General features: G+C 67.0%; 12 protein-coding genes and 2 pseudogenes. 6 read left to right on the plus strand and 8 right to left on the minus strand.

What is annotated here, in order from left to right; all coding sequences use genetic code 11:
• Nucleotides 1-399 precede the first annotated feature (399 nt).
• A pseudogene (locus tag RTN46_RS14180) lies at nucleotides 400-1431 on the plus strand (DUF2776 family protein).
• Between the two features lie 34 nt (nucleotides 1432-1465).
• Here the strand turns inward: RTN46_RS14180 and RTN46_RS14185 are convergent.
• Nucleotides 1466-2080, minus strand: coding sequence for a DUF2087 domain-containing protein (locus RTN46_RS14185; protein ID WP_312182326.1), 615 nt, complete (start codon nucleotides 2078-2080; stop codon nucleotides 1466-1468).
• Nucleotides 2081-2175: 95 nt separating this feature from the next.
• Here RTN46_RS14185 and RTN46_RS14190 point away from each other — a divergent pair, with 95 nt between their 5' ends.
• Nucleotides 2176-3519: a CoA transferase gene (locus RTN46_RS14190; protein WP_312182327.1), complete on the plus strand. Its 1344-nt coding sequence runs from the start codon at nucleotides 2176-2178 to the stop codon at nucleotides 3517-3519.
• A 45-nt stretch (nucleotides 3520-3564) separates the two neighbouring features.
• Here RTN46_RS14190 and RTN46_RS14195 read toward each other — a convergent pair whose 3' ends face one another.
• Together RTN46_RS14195 and RTN46_RS14200 are read right to left on the minus strand one after the other, a co-directional pair.
• Nucleotides 3565-3906 carry a chorismate mutase gene (locus tag RTN46_RS14195; protein ID WP_312182329.1) on the minus strand — a complete coding sequence of 114 codons (342 nt, stop codon included), beginning with the start codon at nucleotides 3904-3906 and terminating at the stop codon, nucleotides 3565-3567.
• Between the two features lie 10 nt (nucleotides 3907-3916).
• The gene (locus tag RTN46_RS14200; protein WP_312182330.1) at nucleotides 3917-6154 is read right to left on the minus strand and encodes an MMPL family transporter; all 2238 of its coding nucleotides are present in this window, start codon (nucleotides 6152-6154) and stop codon (nucleotides 3917-3919) included.
• A gap of 201 nt (nucleotides 6155-6355) precedes the next feature.
• Between RTN46_RS14200 and RTN46_RS14205 the strand changes: the two genes are divergently transcribed.
• On the plus strand, nucleotides 6356-6853 hold the full coding sequence (locus RTN46_RS14205; protein ID WP_312182332.1) for a VOC family protein: 498 nt from the start codon (nucleotides 6356-6358) through the stop codon (nucleotides 6851-6853).
• On the opposite strand, the gene RTN46_RS14210 is transcribed toward RTN46_RS14205, so the two are convergent.
• Nucleotides 6850-7650, minus strand: a complete 801-nt coding sequence (locus RTN46_RS14210) for an SOS response-associated peptidase (protein WP_312182333.1) — start codon at nucleotides 7648-7650, stop codon at nucleotides 6850-6852. The two genes, RTN46_RS14205 and RTN46_RS14210, sit on opposite strands and share 4 nt — an antisense overlap.
• 181 nt (nucleotides 7651-7831) lie before the next feature.
• Between RTN46_RS14210 and RTN46_RS14215 the strand changes: the two genes are divergently transcribed.
• The 3 genes from RTN46_RS14215 (at nucleotide 7832) to RTN46_RS14225 (ending at nucleotide 9972) form a co-directional block, all read left to right on the plus strand.
• Nucleotides 7832-8104 carry a mycoredoxin gene (locus tag RTN46_RS14215; RefSeq protein WP_312182334.1) on the plus strand — a complete coding sequence of 91 codons (273 nt, stop codon included), beginning with the start codon at nucleotides 7832-7834 and terminating at the stop codon, nucleotides 8102-8104.
• A 140-nt stretch (nucleotides 8105-8244) separates the two neighbouring features.
• Nucleotides 8245-9330: an S-(hydroxymethyl)mycothiol dehydrogenase gene (locus RTN46_RS14220; protein WP_312182335.1), complete on the plus strand. Its 1086-nt coding sequence runs from the start codon at nucleotides 8245-8247 to the stop codon at nucleotides 9328-9330.
• Nucleotides 9331-9972, plus strand: a complete 642-nt coding sequence (locus RTN46_RS14225; protein WP_312182336.1) for an MBL fold metallo-hydrolase — start codon at nucleotides 9331-9333, stop codon at nucleotides 9970-9972. It abuts the gene before it with no gap.
• Between the two features lie 187 nt (nucleotides 9973-10159).
• Here the strand turns inward: RTN46_RS14225 and RTN46_RS14230 are convergent, their stop codons facing one another.
• From RTN46_RS14230 to RTN46_RS14245, 4 genes and pseudogenes are all read right to left on the minus strand, one after another.
• A complete protein-coding gene (locus RTN46_RS14230; RefSeq protein WP_312182337.1) occupies nucleotides 10160-11323 on the minus strand; it encodes a hypothetical protein in 1164 nt (387 codons plus the stop codon).
• Between the two features lie 211 nt (nucleotides 11324-11534).
• Entirely contained in the window at nucleotides 11535-12182 is a 648-nt protein-coding gene (locus RTN46_RS14235; RefSeq protein ID WP_312182338.1) for a hypothetical protein, read from the minus strand.
• A gap of 7 nt (nucleotides 12183-12189) precedes the next feature.
• Nucleotides 12190-12390, minus strand: coding sequence for a hypothetical protein (locus RTN46_RS14240; RefSeq protein ID WP_312182339.1), 201 nt, complete (start codon nucleotides 12388-12390; stop codon nucleotides 12190-12192).
• A 72-nt stretch (nucleotides 12391-12462) separates the two neighbouring features.
• A pseudogene (locus RTN46_RS14245) lies at nucleotides 12463-12861 on the minus strand (PIG-L family deacetylase); the annotation flags it as partial.

Consider the following 12861-nt stretch of genomic DNA (forward strand, 5'->3'; position numbering starts at 1 on the left):
CGAGCCGGTATGACGACGCCGGTGACCCAAGATCAGTGGAGGCCCGCGCCCCCGGATGGGTGGCTTCGGCTCCGTGGGCCGTGAATCGAGCGGCCAATGACGCCTCCTTGAGAAGTCATCCGTGGATGGTCAGGAACCAAAACCCCCTACCCATCAGACGCCCGCCCTCCTGCCAAGTCAACGGTCCGAGGCGGCCGCTGCGGCTGGAAATGCCGCCGGGCCGGGAGGCCACGCCGCTTTGGAGACCGCGAAGTTCCGCAGCTCGGATCTGGCACCCCGCCTCCCGGCATTGTTCCGCGGATTAGACAGGCGCAGACTGGCACTAAACGCGGACCGGCCATGCGATCGAAGCCGCACAGGATCTGCGATTCCTTTCTGGGGTGCGCCATGAACCATGCAATGAGTATTGTTTTTCGCGCCATACCGCTTCTGATGGGCGCGCTCTGCCTGTCTTTTGGCCTATACATCCTGTCCGGGCCCGATGATGCCAATCACTTTGTCGCCGGCCACGTCAACGTGGGGCTGACCGCCATCTGTTATGCACTGTTCACTACGGCAGCCACCATCATCAGGTAGCTCATCAACAGCTACGGGCGCGTGTGGGAGATCATCCTGCCGCTCTCCGGCTACGTGGTTGCTGCCGCCGCCATCCTCTGGGGCACTGTTCTGGCCAATCGGGACAACACTGCGGAGAACCTCACGGCGGGTTTCGTTGTGATCGGCATCGGCTTAGTTGCCGCGTGCGTCAGCACCGTAGCGGCTGCATCCACGAAATTCTCGCTGATCCAGACAGCACAGACCCTCGATCCTCAGAGCGGTCCGCCGGACGGTGCTCACTCCCGCGGCGTCGGCGCCGCGCTGACCGCAGTTCCGGTTGCGGCCGCCATCGTCGGATTCGCCCTTGCCATCGGCCTGCTGGCACGGGGAGACACTCCCGGATTCGTTGCCGGCCACGTTCTGATCGGCCTGTCGGCGATCTGCACGGCGCTGATCGCCCTCGTCGCGAGCATCGTGCGCCAGGTTCGCAACGCATTCAGCGACGCCGAGCGTTTCGCGTGGGCATGGCTCGTCATTGCCGCGGGCACCGTCAACCTGCTGCTCGGACTCTTCGTGCTGTTCAGCTCAAGCGAGCCCTATCGGCTGGCCCCGGGATTCGTACTGATCGGCCTCGGGCTGATCTGCTTCAGCAACCTGTCGAAGGTGCTGTTGCTCGCCCTCGTCTGGCGCCGTACGTTTGCCCTGGCCAACCGCATCCCGCTGATTCCCGTCGGAACAGCGCTCACCTGCCTGTTCCTCGCCGCGTTCCTCTTCGAAGCCGCCGGCACAGACACAGCGTTCTTTGTCGGCGCGCACGTGCTCGTTGGACTCGGAGCTGTCTGCTTTACGCTCTTCTCTATCGTGTCGATCCTCGAAGAGGGAACCTCGAAGTAGCAGGGCGGCTTAGCAGCCCGTCTCCACCGCCGCTTCAGCCCCGGGCGAACTCCATGCCGTCCGAGGGCCTGGGCCGGACCAACCAGTACCGTCCGCCGTCGGGGCTGCGCCGAACGATTCCCTCATCCACCAGCGCCCGGCGGACCATGGCGGGGTCTTCGGTATAGGCAGCGAGCCGGGAAGTTACTTCCCCCTCAGTCAGCTTCGCGCCGGAAGCTGCAGGATCGGTTCCTGCAGTGAGTTCACCGTGCTGCGAGAAGACCTCCCCGGCAAGGTGGTGCAGCAGTTCCAGGCGGTCCGTCCGCTTGGACGGCAGGCTCCCCGAACCGCCGGAAGCGAGGAACCGCAGCGGCGATGTGTCACGCCGGGGACGTCCTGACTCCAGCAGGCGGGAAAACACACCCGGGCTGGCCAGCACGGCAGCGCCGCTGACGGAGACGAGACCTGCTTTCTCCAGCACGGCAAGAGATTTAGCTTCCGCCCGGCCCAGCTGTGCCGGATCAAGCGGCGCATTGCCGGACGCCGCGGTGATGATCCGTCCATACAGCTCCAGGCGCCTGCCGTCGGCGAGCGCCGCAGCCACTGCGCGCCAGCGGTTTGCGGCGGCGTCGGCCGCTTTGTTTTCCGGCCGGGATGAATCCGCCGTCATTGTTAGGGTTCCTTTCTAATCTGCGGACCCGCTGTGCGGCGCCGCAAGCGTAACGTAGCCTACTGCCACTACACGCGGACGGAGGGGAGGCTGCCATGGAATCGTGCTACCCGGTGCGCTCCTTTGCGGCTGCCTCTGTTGGCACCGCCGGCAGTGCCATTGCGGAACTGGCAACAACGCTCGCAGGTACTCCGGTCTCCGCCACAGCAGATCCAACCCTCTCCCGGGCGTGGTTCGCCGGTTCGTTCCTGCCGGCGGGCTGGGAAACCCCATCTCCCTGGGACGCCCTCTCCCGCGACTACCCCTGTGCTGACGGCTGGATTCGCCTGCATACCAATGCACCGCACCACCGGTCAGCCGCGCTCGCCGTGCTGGGACTGCCAGCGGATGCCGACGCCGAAACTGCCGCGCCCGCCGTCCGGCCTTGGAAGGGCGAAGAGTTGGAGGAGGCAGTCGTGGAGGCCGGAGGGTGCGCCGCCAGGATGCTGACGGCAGAGCAGTGGCTCAGCCATCCGCAGGGCCAGGCAGTGGCACAGGAGCCGCTGGTCGGCTGGTCCCGGCGGCAACCGGCAGCCCCGGTACGCTCCGCCGGCACCTCCCAGCGCCCGCTCCAGGGCGTCAGGGTGCTGGACCTGACCCGTGTCATTGCCGGACCGGTCGCCACCCGCTTCCTGGCAGGTTTCGGCGCCCAGGTACTGCGGATCGACCCGCCGGACTGGAACGAGCCCGCACTGGAGCCGGAGATGACGGTGGGCAAGCACTGTGCCCGGCTGGACCTGCGCAGCCCCCAGGGCGCCGCGAAAATCCGTGAGCTGATAGCAGGGGCTGACATCGTGGTGCATGGATACCGCACCGGTGCGCTCGCCGGACTGGGGCTGGATGAACACCGGCTCCAGCAGCTGCACCCCGGGATCGTCACGGTTGCGATTAATGCCTATGGCTGGACCGGGCCGTGGCGCGGCCGGCGGGGCTTTGACTCCCTGGTGCAGATGAGTTCGGGAATCGCCGACGCCGGTATGGCCTGGTCAACGGCGGATACGCCCCGTCCGCTCCCAGTCCAGGCCCTGGATCATGCCACCGGCTACCTCGCCGCAGCAGCAGCTGTGCGGGCCTGGACCCGGAGACTCGATGGGGAGGTCCATGCCGCACGGCTCTCCCTGGCCAGGACGGCCGCGGAACTGCAGCGGGCCGCCGATGCGCGCGCCCCCGTTCCCCCGCCCTGGAAATCAGGTCCCCAATCCTCGGAATCAGGCCGGCCCGCAAAAACAGCCCAGCCCCCGGAGGAAGCGCCGCCGCCCATGACCGCAGAACAGACGTTCTGGGGTCCCGGGCAGCGGCTCTCTCCGCCGCTGCTGTTCGAACCGGCGGGCAACAGCCCGCGCATGACCTGGGAGGTTCCGGCGGCACCGCTGGGTTCGGCCGCCCCGAAATGGCGCTAGCGCCCTTGGAGCAGGGTACTTCCCTGATCCCGTGCCCACCCGCCGTTAGCTGCGGCTGAACGCGTCCAGCCGGGCCTGGGCCTCGTCTTCGCGGCGGGTCCGCAGTTCGTATTCGATGAAGGCGTCGATCATCGCCCGGTAGGTCCGTTCCACCACGGTGCAGTCCTGATCCTGGGCTTCGGCGGCCTGCCGGACGTTGGAAATTACTTCATCAACCCGCTCAGGTGCGAGAACCTGCGCGTCGTCGTCCTTGAGCCCCCCGGCCAGCCGGACCAGCCTTTCCCGGCGCCAGATTAGCGCCACAATCTCTTCGTCAATCTCATCAATAGCAGTGCGCACGGCATCTAGCTGTTCGGTCATGGAGTCTGTTTCTGCTGTTTCGCCCATGTCTTCCAGCTTATCGGGAGCCGGCGTCAACCTTTTCCGGGGCAGCCGGCCGGCCCAGTTTGGAGGGCCACCAGATCCGCGGACCGATGTCGTAGGACAGGGCCGGAACCAGCAGCGAACGCACCACCAGGGTGTCGAGCAGCACGCCGAAGGACACGATGAACGCGATCTGTGCCAGGAACAGCACCGGGATGACGCCCAGGGCGGCGAAGGTCGCCGCGAGCACAACCCCAGCAGAGGTGATTACGCCTCCGGTGATCATCAGTCCGCGGATCACCCCCGGCCTGGTGCCGTGGACCAGGCTCTCCTCCCGCACGCGGGTCATCAGGAAGATGTTGTAGTCCACCCCCAGGGCCACCAGGAAGATGAATCCGTACAGCGGAACGGCAGGATCCGCGCCCGGGAAGTCCAGCACATAGTTGAAGACCAGTGCGGAAACCCCCAGGGTCGCGGCAAAGGACAGCATCACGGTCAGGATCAGCAGCAGCGGTGCCAGGATCGAGCGAAGCAGCAGCATCAGCAGGAACAGGATCACTACCAGCACCACGGGAATGATGAGGTTCCGGTCATGCGTGGCGGCGATATTGGTATCCAGGCTGGTGGCCGTAGTGCCCCCCACCAGGACGCCGGTGTAACCGGAGAGGTCCGTGCGCAGCTGGCTGATGGTGTCCTGGGCGGCATCGGAATCGGGGTCCTGGGTCAGGGTCGCCTCGAGCAGCACCTGGCCGTCGACGGTCTTGGGCGCGGCCGCTTCAGCACCGGGAATCGGAGGCACCTGCACGCCGTCGGCAGTGACCGGCAGCTGTCCGGCCGGTGTCCCGGTGGCTGCCACCGCCATCGAATCGATGTTCGGGTTCGCCAGCACGGTGTTCGCGACGTCCTGCAGCTCATCCTGCGGTGCGATGATCAGCACCGGGCTGCCCGACCCTGATGGGAAATGCTCGCTCAGGGCTTCCTGCCCGTCAGCAGACTGGGTCTCGCCCAGCACAAAGTCGCTCTGCGGTATCCCGCTGGCCTTGAACTGGAGGGTACCGACGGCGGCGGCTGCCAGGACCAGCGTGCAGATCACCCAGGTGCGGCGCGGGTGGGACCTGATGGTCCGGGCGATCCGAGCCCAGATGCCCTTCGATTCGTGGTCGAATTCCGCATGCACCGAGCCGAACACCGGCCGCCGCGGCCAGAAGGCTGCCCGCCCGACGACGAACAGCAGGGCAGGCAGCAGGGTCATGGCGGCCAGGAAGGAAAAGCCGATGCCGATCGCGGCCACCGGGGCCAGCGCCTTATTGGAGTTCAGGTCGCTCAGCAGCAGGCACAGCAGCCCGGCAATGACGGTGGCCGCGGAGGCCAGGACCGGTTCGAAGGTCCCTTTCAGGGCGGCCCAGGTGGCGCCCCAGCGGTCCCGGTGATCGCGCAGGGTTTCCCGGTAGCGGGCGACATAAAGCAGCGAATAGTCCGTGGCGGCGCCGATGCCGAGGATGAACAGAATGCCCTGGACCTGGCCGTTGATGCTCACCAGGTCCGCCTTCGCCAGCCAGTACACCACCAGGATGGCCGCGGACAGCGCGAAGATGGAGGTCAGCAGCACCAGGATGGGCAGCAGCGGCGAGCGGTAGACAATGATGAGGATGACCAGGACGGCGGCTACCGCGACCAGAAGCAGGGTTCCGTCAATGCCGCTGAAGGCATCGGAAATGTCAGCCAGTTGCCCGGCCGGACCCGTGACGTAGCCGGCCAGGTCCTGCGGAGCGCCGTCGGCAATGAGGCTGCGAAGATTCCCCACCGTCTGCGCCGACTCCGAGTTATCCGCCACCGGAACGAAAAACTCTGCGGCCTTGCCGTCCTCCGAATACTGGACCGGAGAGACGTCCCCTTCCACCCCGTCGGCGCCGGCCGCCGCCTGGGCCCGGCCTTCAATGAAGGTACGGTCGGCGTCCGTCAGCCCGCCGTCGTTGACGAAGACCACGACGGCGGGAACGGCGTCGCTGTCGCTGAACTGTTCCTGCAGGTCCGCGACCTGGGTGGAGGCAGAGCTGGACGGCAGGTAGGAGGCCTGGTCGTTCTCGGTGACTTCGCTGATTTTCCCGAAGTACGGGCCCCCGATGCCGCCCACCACAAACCAGGCGAGGATCAGCACAACGGGGATGAGGATCCGCAGCCAGGCCGGCGGCCCGGTCCCGGTGCTGCTGCCGGTGCCGTTGCCCGTGGGCGGCGAATCCTGCGGGCCGGTGTCTGGGACGGCTGTGCTCATGGGCCTCGTCGCATTCTGCGAGAGCGTGGGCGGCCGCATCCGGGCCGGGTCCCCGCCGGTGGACATGCACTGCTGGACTTCCATCACAGACCCTGCACTCCGACGGCGTCAACAGCCGCGGGCACTACTCCCGTTGAACCGGGGAAAAGCCGCGCGTGCCCGGTTCTGGGTTTGCCGGCCGTTCGATGGCAGGATCAGTACATGTTGCCCCAGTTGAGCGTTGTCACCCTCGGTGTCCGGGATGTTGAAGTTACCTATTCCTTTTACGCACAGCTGGGCTGGGATCCTGTGCAGTACGTCCCCGGAGAAGTGGTGTTCTTCCAGGTGGGCCACGGCATACTGATCTCCTTTTTCCGCAGCGACCACCTGGCCGCCGAATCCGGGGCCACCGGTGCCGCCAGCCTGGCCCCGGTCACGCTGGGCCACAACGTGGGCTCGCCGAACGAGGTCGATGCCATCCTGCATGAAGCGGCTGCGGCCGGTGGTTCCATCGCAGCTCCGGGCGTGCAGATGAGCTGGGGAGGCTACTCGGGCTACTTCACCGATCCGGATGGTTTCCGCTGGGAGGTCTGCCACAACCCGGGCCTGTCGGTGGACGAGGACGGCAAGGTCTCGCTGGCAGTTCTGGAACAGCAGCCGCTTGTGGCCCAGGCCGCTCCGCAGCCCGGCATCCAGGCACAACCAGCCGCTGGAAACTAGTCCTTGGCCATCGCTTCGAAGGGCAGCATTTCCTGCTCCGCAGGCTCCTCCGGTCCGGGCTCAAGCAGCCAGGGCCCGTCATTGCGCACATTGCCGACGGCGGCGTCCACCGGATCGATCCGCCACGCCGCGGCCGTGGTGTAGGCCTGTCCAAGGACTTGGGCCAGCAGGTCCAGTGCCGCGGTGTTGCTCAGCGTTCCCGGAGCTGTCCAGTCCGCGAGCGCAGCGGGTGAGAGCGGCAGCGGCAGCCGGTCATGCAGGGATCCCAGGCCGGCCAGCACCGGATCGTCGTCCTGTGGATCGGGTGCGGCCAGCGTGATGACCGAGGTGGAGAGCAGCCACCGGTCAGGATCTCCTGCCGGAACGGCGGGATCAGCCCACCACTCGTAGAGGCCGGCGAACCAGCTCAGCTTGCCGTCGCGGCGGTGCACAAAATACGGTTGCCGGGTGTTTCCGGGGCCGGCCTTCCACTCGTAATAGCCCTCCATGGGTACCGCACACCGCCGTGCGCGGACGGCATCGCGGAAGGTGGGCTTCTCCAGCAGGGTCTCGCTGCGGGCGTTGAAGGCCCGCACGCCTACCGAAATGTCCTTGGCCCAGGCCGGCACCAGCCCCCAGCGGGCCACATGCACCTGGCGCACCGTGGCGCCGTCGACCAGCCGTTCCAGCACCACTGGGACATCGGAGGTTGGTGCCACGTTCCAGGACTGGCGCAGTTCAAGGTTCGCATCAGCTTCGGCCTCGGCCTCGGCCACCAGGTCCCCGATGGCCTTGGCCATGACGTATCGTCCGCACATTCCACCAGTCTGCACTGAACGGGTGCGGGCAAGGAATTTGAGGTGATGCCGGGTCCTGCTGCCGGGACCGGAATTCCACGGAGCGGCTCCCCGGGGAATGGAATACCCCCGCCGGGTGTTCCCTTGGCAGTATCAAAGCAGTGAATCGCCAGTAGAAGCTACCCAGCAAGGAGTATCACCCATGACCGCAACCGCCGAAGCCTTCACTCCCGCGGCCGGGACCATCACCATGTTCTCGACCACCTGGTGCGGTTACTGCCGGCGGCTGAAGTCCCAGCTCGACTCCCAGGGCATCGGCTACACCGAGGTCAACATTGAGGACGTCGAAGGAACCGCTGAACTTGTGGAGGCCCTGAACGGCGGCAACCAGACCGTCCCCACCGTCATCTTCCCCGACGGTTCCTCCGCAACGAACCCTTCCGCAGCCGAGGTCAAGTCCCGTCTGGGTCTCTGACCTGCGCTGACGCTGACCTAGACACAGCCCGGCTGCCGGGAGCAACGAAAGTGACTCCCGGCACCGGCCTCCCTAGGATGGAAGGGCGCCCCGACAAATGCGGGGTGCCCTGAGTAATCTCCCGAGAGGCAGCCCTCCCCATGGTTCACAAGGTCCAAGCGGCAGTAGTCAAGGAAAAGAACGGCCCCGTCACGCTGGAAACGATCCTGGTTCCGGAACCCGGACCGGGCGAGGCCCTGGTCGACATCCTCACCTGCGGTGTCTGCCACACCGACCTGCACTACAAGCAGGGCGGCATCAGCGATGACTACCCCTTCCTCCTCGGCCACGAAGCGACCGGCGTGGTTTCCGCCGTCGGGCCGGACGTTACGGAAGTGGCCCCGGGCGACCGCGTGATCCTGAACTGGCGCGCCGTCTGCGGCGAATGCCGGGCCTGCCGCAAGGGCCAGCCGCAGTACTGCTTCAACACGCACAACGCCACCCAGAAGATGACGCTGGAAGACGGCACGGAACTCTCCCCCGCGCTCGGCATCGGCGCCTTCGCCGAGAAGACGCTCGTTGCCGCCGGCCAGTGCACCAAGGTGGACGACGACGTCGATCCCGCCGCTGTGGGCCTGCTCGGCTGCGGCGTGATGGCCGGCATCGGTGCCGCCATCAACACCGGTGAGGTCAAGCGCGGCGAGTCCGTCGCCGTCATCGGCTGCGGCGGCGTCGGTATCGCCGCCATCGCCGGTGCCAAGCTCGCCGGCGCCACCACCATCATCGCCGTGGACATCGATCCCGCGAAGGTTGAGCTGGCCCTGGCCAACGGCGCCACGCACGGCATCAATTCCCGCGAAGAGGATCCGGTCGAGGCCATCCGCGCCCTCACCGAAGGCAACGGCGCCGACGTCGTCATCGAAGCCGTGGGCCGCCCGGAAACCTACAAGCAGGCCTTCTACGCGCGTGACCTCGCCGGACGGGTTGTCCTGGTGGGCGTCCCCACCCCGGAAATGCAGATCGAACTGCCGCTGGCGGACATCTTCGGCCGCGGCGGATCGCTGAAGTCCTCCTGGTACGGCGACTGCCTGCCCTCCCGCGACTTCCCGATGCTGGTGGAGCAGTACAAGCTCGGCCGCCTGGACCTGGATGCCTTCGTCTCCGAGCGGATCGGCCTGGGCGATATCGAGGAAGCCTTCACCAAGATGCACGACGGCAAGGTCCTGCGTTCGGTGGTGGAACTCTAGATGGCACTCCGTATCGACAAAGTAGTCACCTCCGGCACCTTCAGCCTGGACGGCGGCACCTGGGACGTGGACAACAACGTCTGGATCGTTGGGGATGACCTGCAGGTCCTCGTCATCGACCCGGCCCACAACATCGACGCTGTCGAGGAAGCCGTTGGCGACCGGGAAGTCATGGGCATCCTGCTCACGCACGGCCACGACGACCATATCCGTGCCGTGGTCGCAGCCCGGGACCGGTTCAGCGCTCCGGTGCTCCTGCACGAAGCCGACCGCATGCTCTGGGATGCCGTGTTCCCGGATGAGGCTCCTGATGACGTCATCGAGGACGGAGACACGTTCGAGGTGGCCGGCCATACGCTGGAAGCCCTGCACACTCCGGGCCACTCGCCCGGATCGGTCTGCTTCCTGCTCGAAGGCGAGGAGCTCCCCGCACCGGTGCTGTTCAGCGGCGACACGCTGTTCAACGGCGGCCCCGGCGCCACCGGCCGGTCCTACAGCGATTTCCCCACCATCATTGATTCCATCCGGGACCGGTTGCTTGGCCTGCCGGCGGAGACCGTCGTGAACACCGGGCACGGGGATTCGACCTCCATCGGGTCCGAGGCCCCGCATCTGGATGAATGGATCGCCCGGGGCCACTAGGGACAAGCTCCACCCCCGCCCCATCGAAATGGCAGAAAGGGCTCTTCCCAGCGCTGGGAAGGGCCCTTTCTGCTGTTTAGATGCTGTCCGGGGAGTCTTATTTAGGTCCAGTTCATGGGTTGTAGATGCTGTTTCAGGAGTTTTATTTAGGTCCAGTTCATGGGTTTCACATGCAGTTCCGGGGTTTTTACTTAGATCCAGTTCCGGGGTCTCCGGCCTGCACCTGCCAGCCGCTGGCGTCCCTGCCCGCTGGCTGACCCGCTGACTGTCCCGCTGACTGACCCGCTGGCTGGCCCGCTGACCTTTTCGTTGCATGGTTGGCTTGGCCCGCTGTCTGCCAGCCCGTAGGTTCACCCGCAGGTTCCAGCACATCGTTCAGCCACCAGGTTTCTCCGGGCGCCCATCCCGCCAGCACGGTCAGCGCCGCCAGCGCCGTTCCAGCGTCAGGGACAGCACCCGCTGCAAGGGGTGCGCCGGCGGTGCTGAGGTAGCCGGCCACGGTGAGGTGGACGCCGTCGTATTCTTCCGCCACGGCGCTCCAATCCGGCATCACCCAGGACCAGCCCTCGGACTGCGGAACGGCGGCGCTCCAACTGCTGCCCCGCGAGCGGGTGACGTCCAGCGGGTAGCGCACCGCCAGATCCTGCCAGTCGCCGGGACCACGGATCTCGCAGATGCGGGCGTCGGGCGCCACCCGCACCGGGTACGAGCGGGCGTGGGTCCAATCCTGCGGATCCTCGACCAGGTCCAGCCCGGCAGGCCCCTGGCCCGGCAGCGCCGGTGAGGTGCTGACCAGCCGGGACAGCGAGGGGGAAGACCACCAGCGCCCGGTCCAGCCCGCCGGGAACGGAGTGTTGGCCTCCTGCGAAACAACGCTGGCACGCCATCGAGCCAGTGCCTGGCTGGCGCCGTCGAGCGTGGGAGGCGTAGTCCCCGGGACGGTGCTGGTCTGGACCCACTGCACGTAGTGCGTCACGGGCGCGGCCGGCTCACACCACCACGCTGCGGCTGGAGAACGTACGACGGCGGCCGCCACCGGGAGCAACGCCCGGCACGGTTCGGGTTCGGCGAGCAGCTGCGCAGTTTCGTCCGGCGGCTGCCAGTAGGTTGCCCGCCGGACTACCCCGGCCAAGCCCCGGTGCAGATCCGCTCCGGTGAAGACTGGACGTTCCGGGATGCCAGCGAGAGTCCGAAGCACCTGCTCACCGTCGCGGGACATCCCTGGGGGCAGCAGCACACCGTTCCCGTAGGACTCTCCGGGACGCACCGGCGCCGCGAGCCTCGCAAGTTCGAAGCACAGCTCCCGTCCCCGGGGTCCGGCCAGAAGGTCCTGGGTGGATATCCAATCCATCGATCCAACGTACCAGCAGGTGTTTGTGCCGGTCCCTGTGCCCGGAACCCGGCCCGGAAAAACTGGGGTCCCCGGAAATCTGGGGTCCCGGAAACTGGGGGCCCGGAACCCCGCCCGGAAAAACTGGGGCCCGGAAACTGGGGTCCCCGGAAATCTGGCGCCCGGAAATCTGGGGGCCCCGGATCTGGGGCCCCCGAAAACTGGGAGCCCGCTATTTCCAGTCCACCCGGGTTGCGGCCCGCCGTGCAGCGCGGTCCCTGATACCGGTCAGACAGCGGCGCACGGTGGCCAGATCCATGGCATCCAGCGGCAGCGCCGCCAGCTCACGCGGGTGCAGTCGGTACCTGATCCGTCCGCGGACCAGCAGCCTGGTCTGGTGGCTGCGGACCGGCTGCAGCAGCCACAGCCACGTGGATCTTCCGTCGCCGTCGGCCCACAGCATCCACTCGTTGGGCTGGACTTCCTTAATCCGCAGCCGGTGGCCGGTCCCGGTGGAGAGCAGCTCCCCGATGTCAAGGTCCCGCAGCGGCGCAAACCGGTCCGTGCCGCTGGTGCCCGGGACGTTGAGCCCGTCGAAAATGTACCAGCCCGCCCGCCCGTGGCCCACCCGGTTCAGGAAGGCCCACACATCCCCCGGCGGTGCGGGGATCAGGATGCTGCTCGTATGCTGGCGCACGGGCCCGGCGAGCACCGAGTCGCCGGGCATCCTCCGCCCGGCCGCCGGTGTGGTGTTCTGCTGCCGGCGCGGCCGGATAATCCTTACATAGATTCCGGCGGCGGAACCGGCCGCGATTACCGCGCCCAGCATCCGCCGGTACGGCCTACCCTCCTGCCCGAAGGCTTCACGCCAGCCAGCCACGAAAGTCCTAGTCCTGTGCAGGCACCGACAGGATGGTGCCGGCAGTATCCCGGAGCCGGGCGGGAGGCAGGTAACCGCGGAGGAAGATCCCAGAGAAGGAGATGCTGGGGAGTGGGAAGCGGGGGAAGGCACCGCGGCGGTAGATCGTGTGGGCCGGAGCCACCTCATTCACCGCGAGCCCGCTGGACACCTTGCCGTTCTCGAACATGCTGGTACTCCTTAGCCTTGCCGTGCCCCTCGATGATAGACCCGGGAGAGCCCCGGGCGCCGTCGGCCCGGCCTACTGGAATCCGCGAAGATCTTCAAAAACGTCGGCGAGCACCGCCGTTCCCTCAGGCCTGGGCGGCCAGGCGATAACCAGCGCTTCAGTGCCGACGGTGCGCAGCCAGCGGCTGTCCTCCTCTGCGTCCGGTGGTACGCCCGGGGAGACTACATGGCGCTGGGTGCGGTGTTCCATCAATCCGGCGACTATCCGGCGGGCAACGCTGCTGACATCGACTTCGATGCCGATCTGGTCATCAGGCACCGGATGCAGGTCATACATCCGGCCCGCATCCCAGGGGTCCAATCCGTGCAGGACGCGGCTCTGGTTCCACCGCTCCCAGGTCGAACGGCGCAGCGCGCCGTGTACCAGCCGCTGCAGCCCCGGCCCGCCGTCGGCGCGCAGGCGCGCGAACGC

The organism is Arthrobacter sp. (genome assembly GCF_031988865.1).
Classification (GTDB): Bacteria; Actinomycetota; Actinomycetes; order Actinomycetales; family Micrococcaceae; genus Arthrobacter_B.

Bases quoted from the DNA above. Each gene is read 5' to 3' on its own strand.
- RTN46_RS14205 (WP_312182332.1), top strand. From the start codon at position 6,356: ATGTTGCCCCAGTTGAGCGTTGTCACCCTCGGTGTCCGGGATGTTGAA.
- RTN46_RS14220 (WP_312182335.1), top strand. From the start codon at position 8,245: ATGGTTCACAAGGTCCAAGCGGCAGTAGTCAAGGAAAAGAACGGCCCC.
- RTN46_RS14195 (WP_312182329.1), bottom strand. From the start codon at position 3,906: ATGGGCGAAACAGCAGAAACAGACTCCATGACCGAACAGCTAGATGCC.
- RTN46_RS14225 (WP_312182336.1), top strand. From the start codon at position 9,331: ATGGCACTCCGTATCGACAAAGTAGTCACCTCCGGCACCTTCAGCCTG.
- RTN46_RS14230 (WP_312182337.1), bottom strand. From the start codon at position 11,323: ATGGATTGGATATCCACCCAGGACCTTCTGGCCGGACCCCGGGGACGG.
- RTN46_RS14215 (WP_312182334.1), top strand. From the start codon at position 7,832: ATGACCGCAACCGCCGAAGCCTTCACTCCCGCGGCCGGGACCATCACC.
- RTN46_RS14185 (WP_312182326.1), bottom strand. From the start codon at position 2,080: ATGACGGCGGATTCATCCCGGCCGGAAAACAAAGCGGCCGACGCCGCC.
- RTN46_RS14240 (WP_312182339.1), bottom strand. From the start codon at position 12,390: ATGTTCGAGAACGGCAAGGTGTCCAGCGGGCTCGCGGTGAATGAGGTG.
- RTN46_RS14210 (WP_312182333.1), bottom strand. From the start codon at position 7,650: ATGTGCGGACGATACGTCATGGCCAAGGCCATCGGGGACCTGGTGGCC.
- RTN46_RS14190 (WP_312182327.1), top strand. From the start codon at position 2,176: ATGGAATCGTGCTACCCGGTGCGCTCCTTTGCGGCTGCCTCTGTTGGC.
- RTN46_RS14200 (WP_312182330.1), bottom strand. From the start codon at position 6,154: ATGAGCACAGCCGTCCCAGACACCGGCCCGCAGGATTCGCCGCCCACG.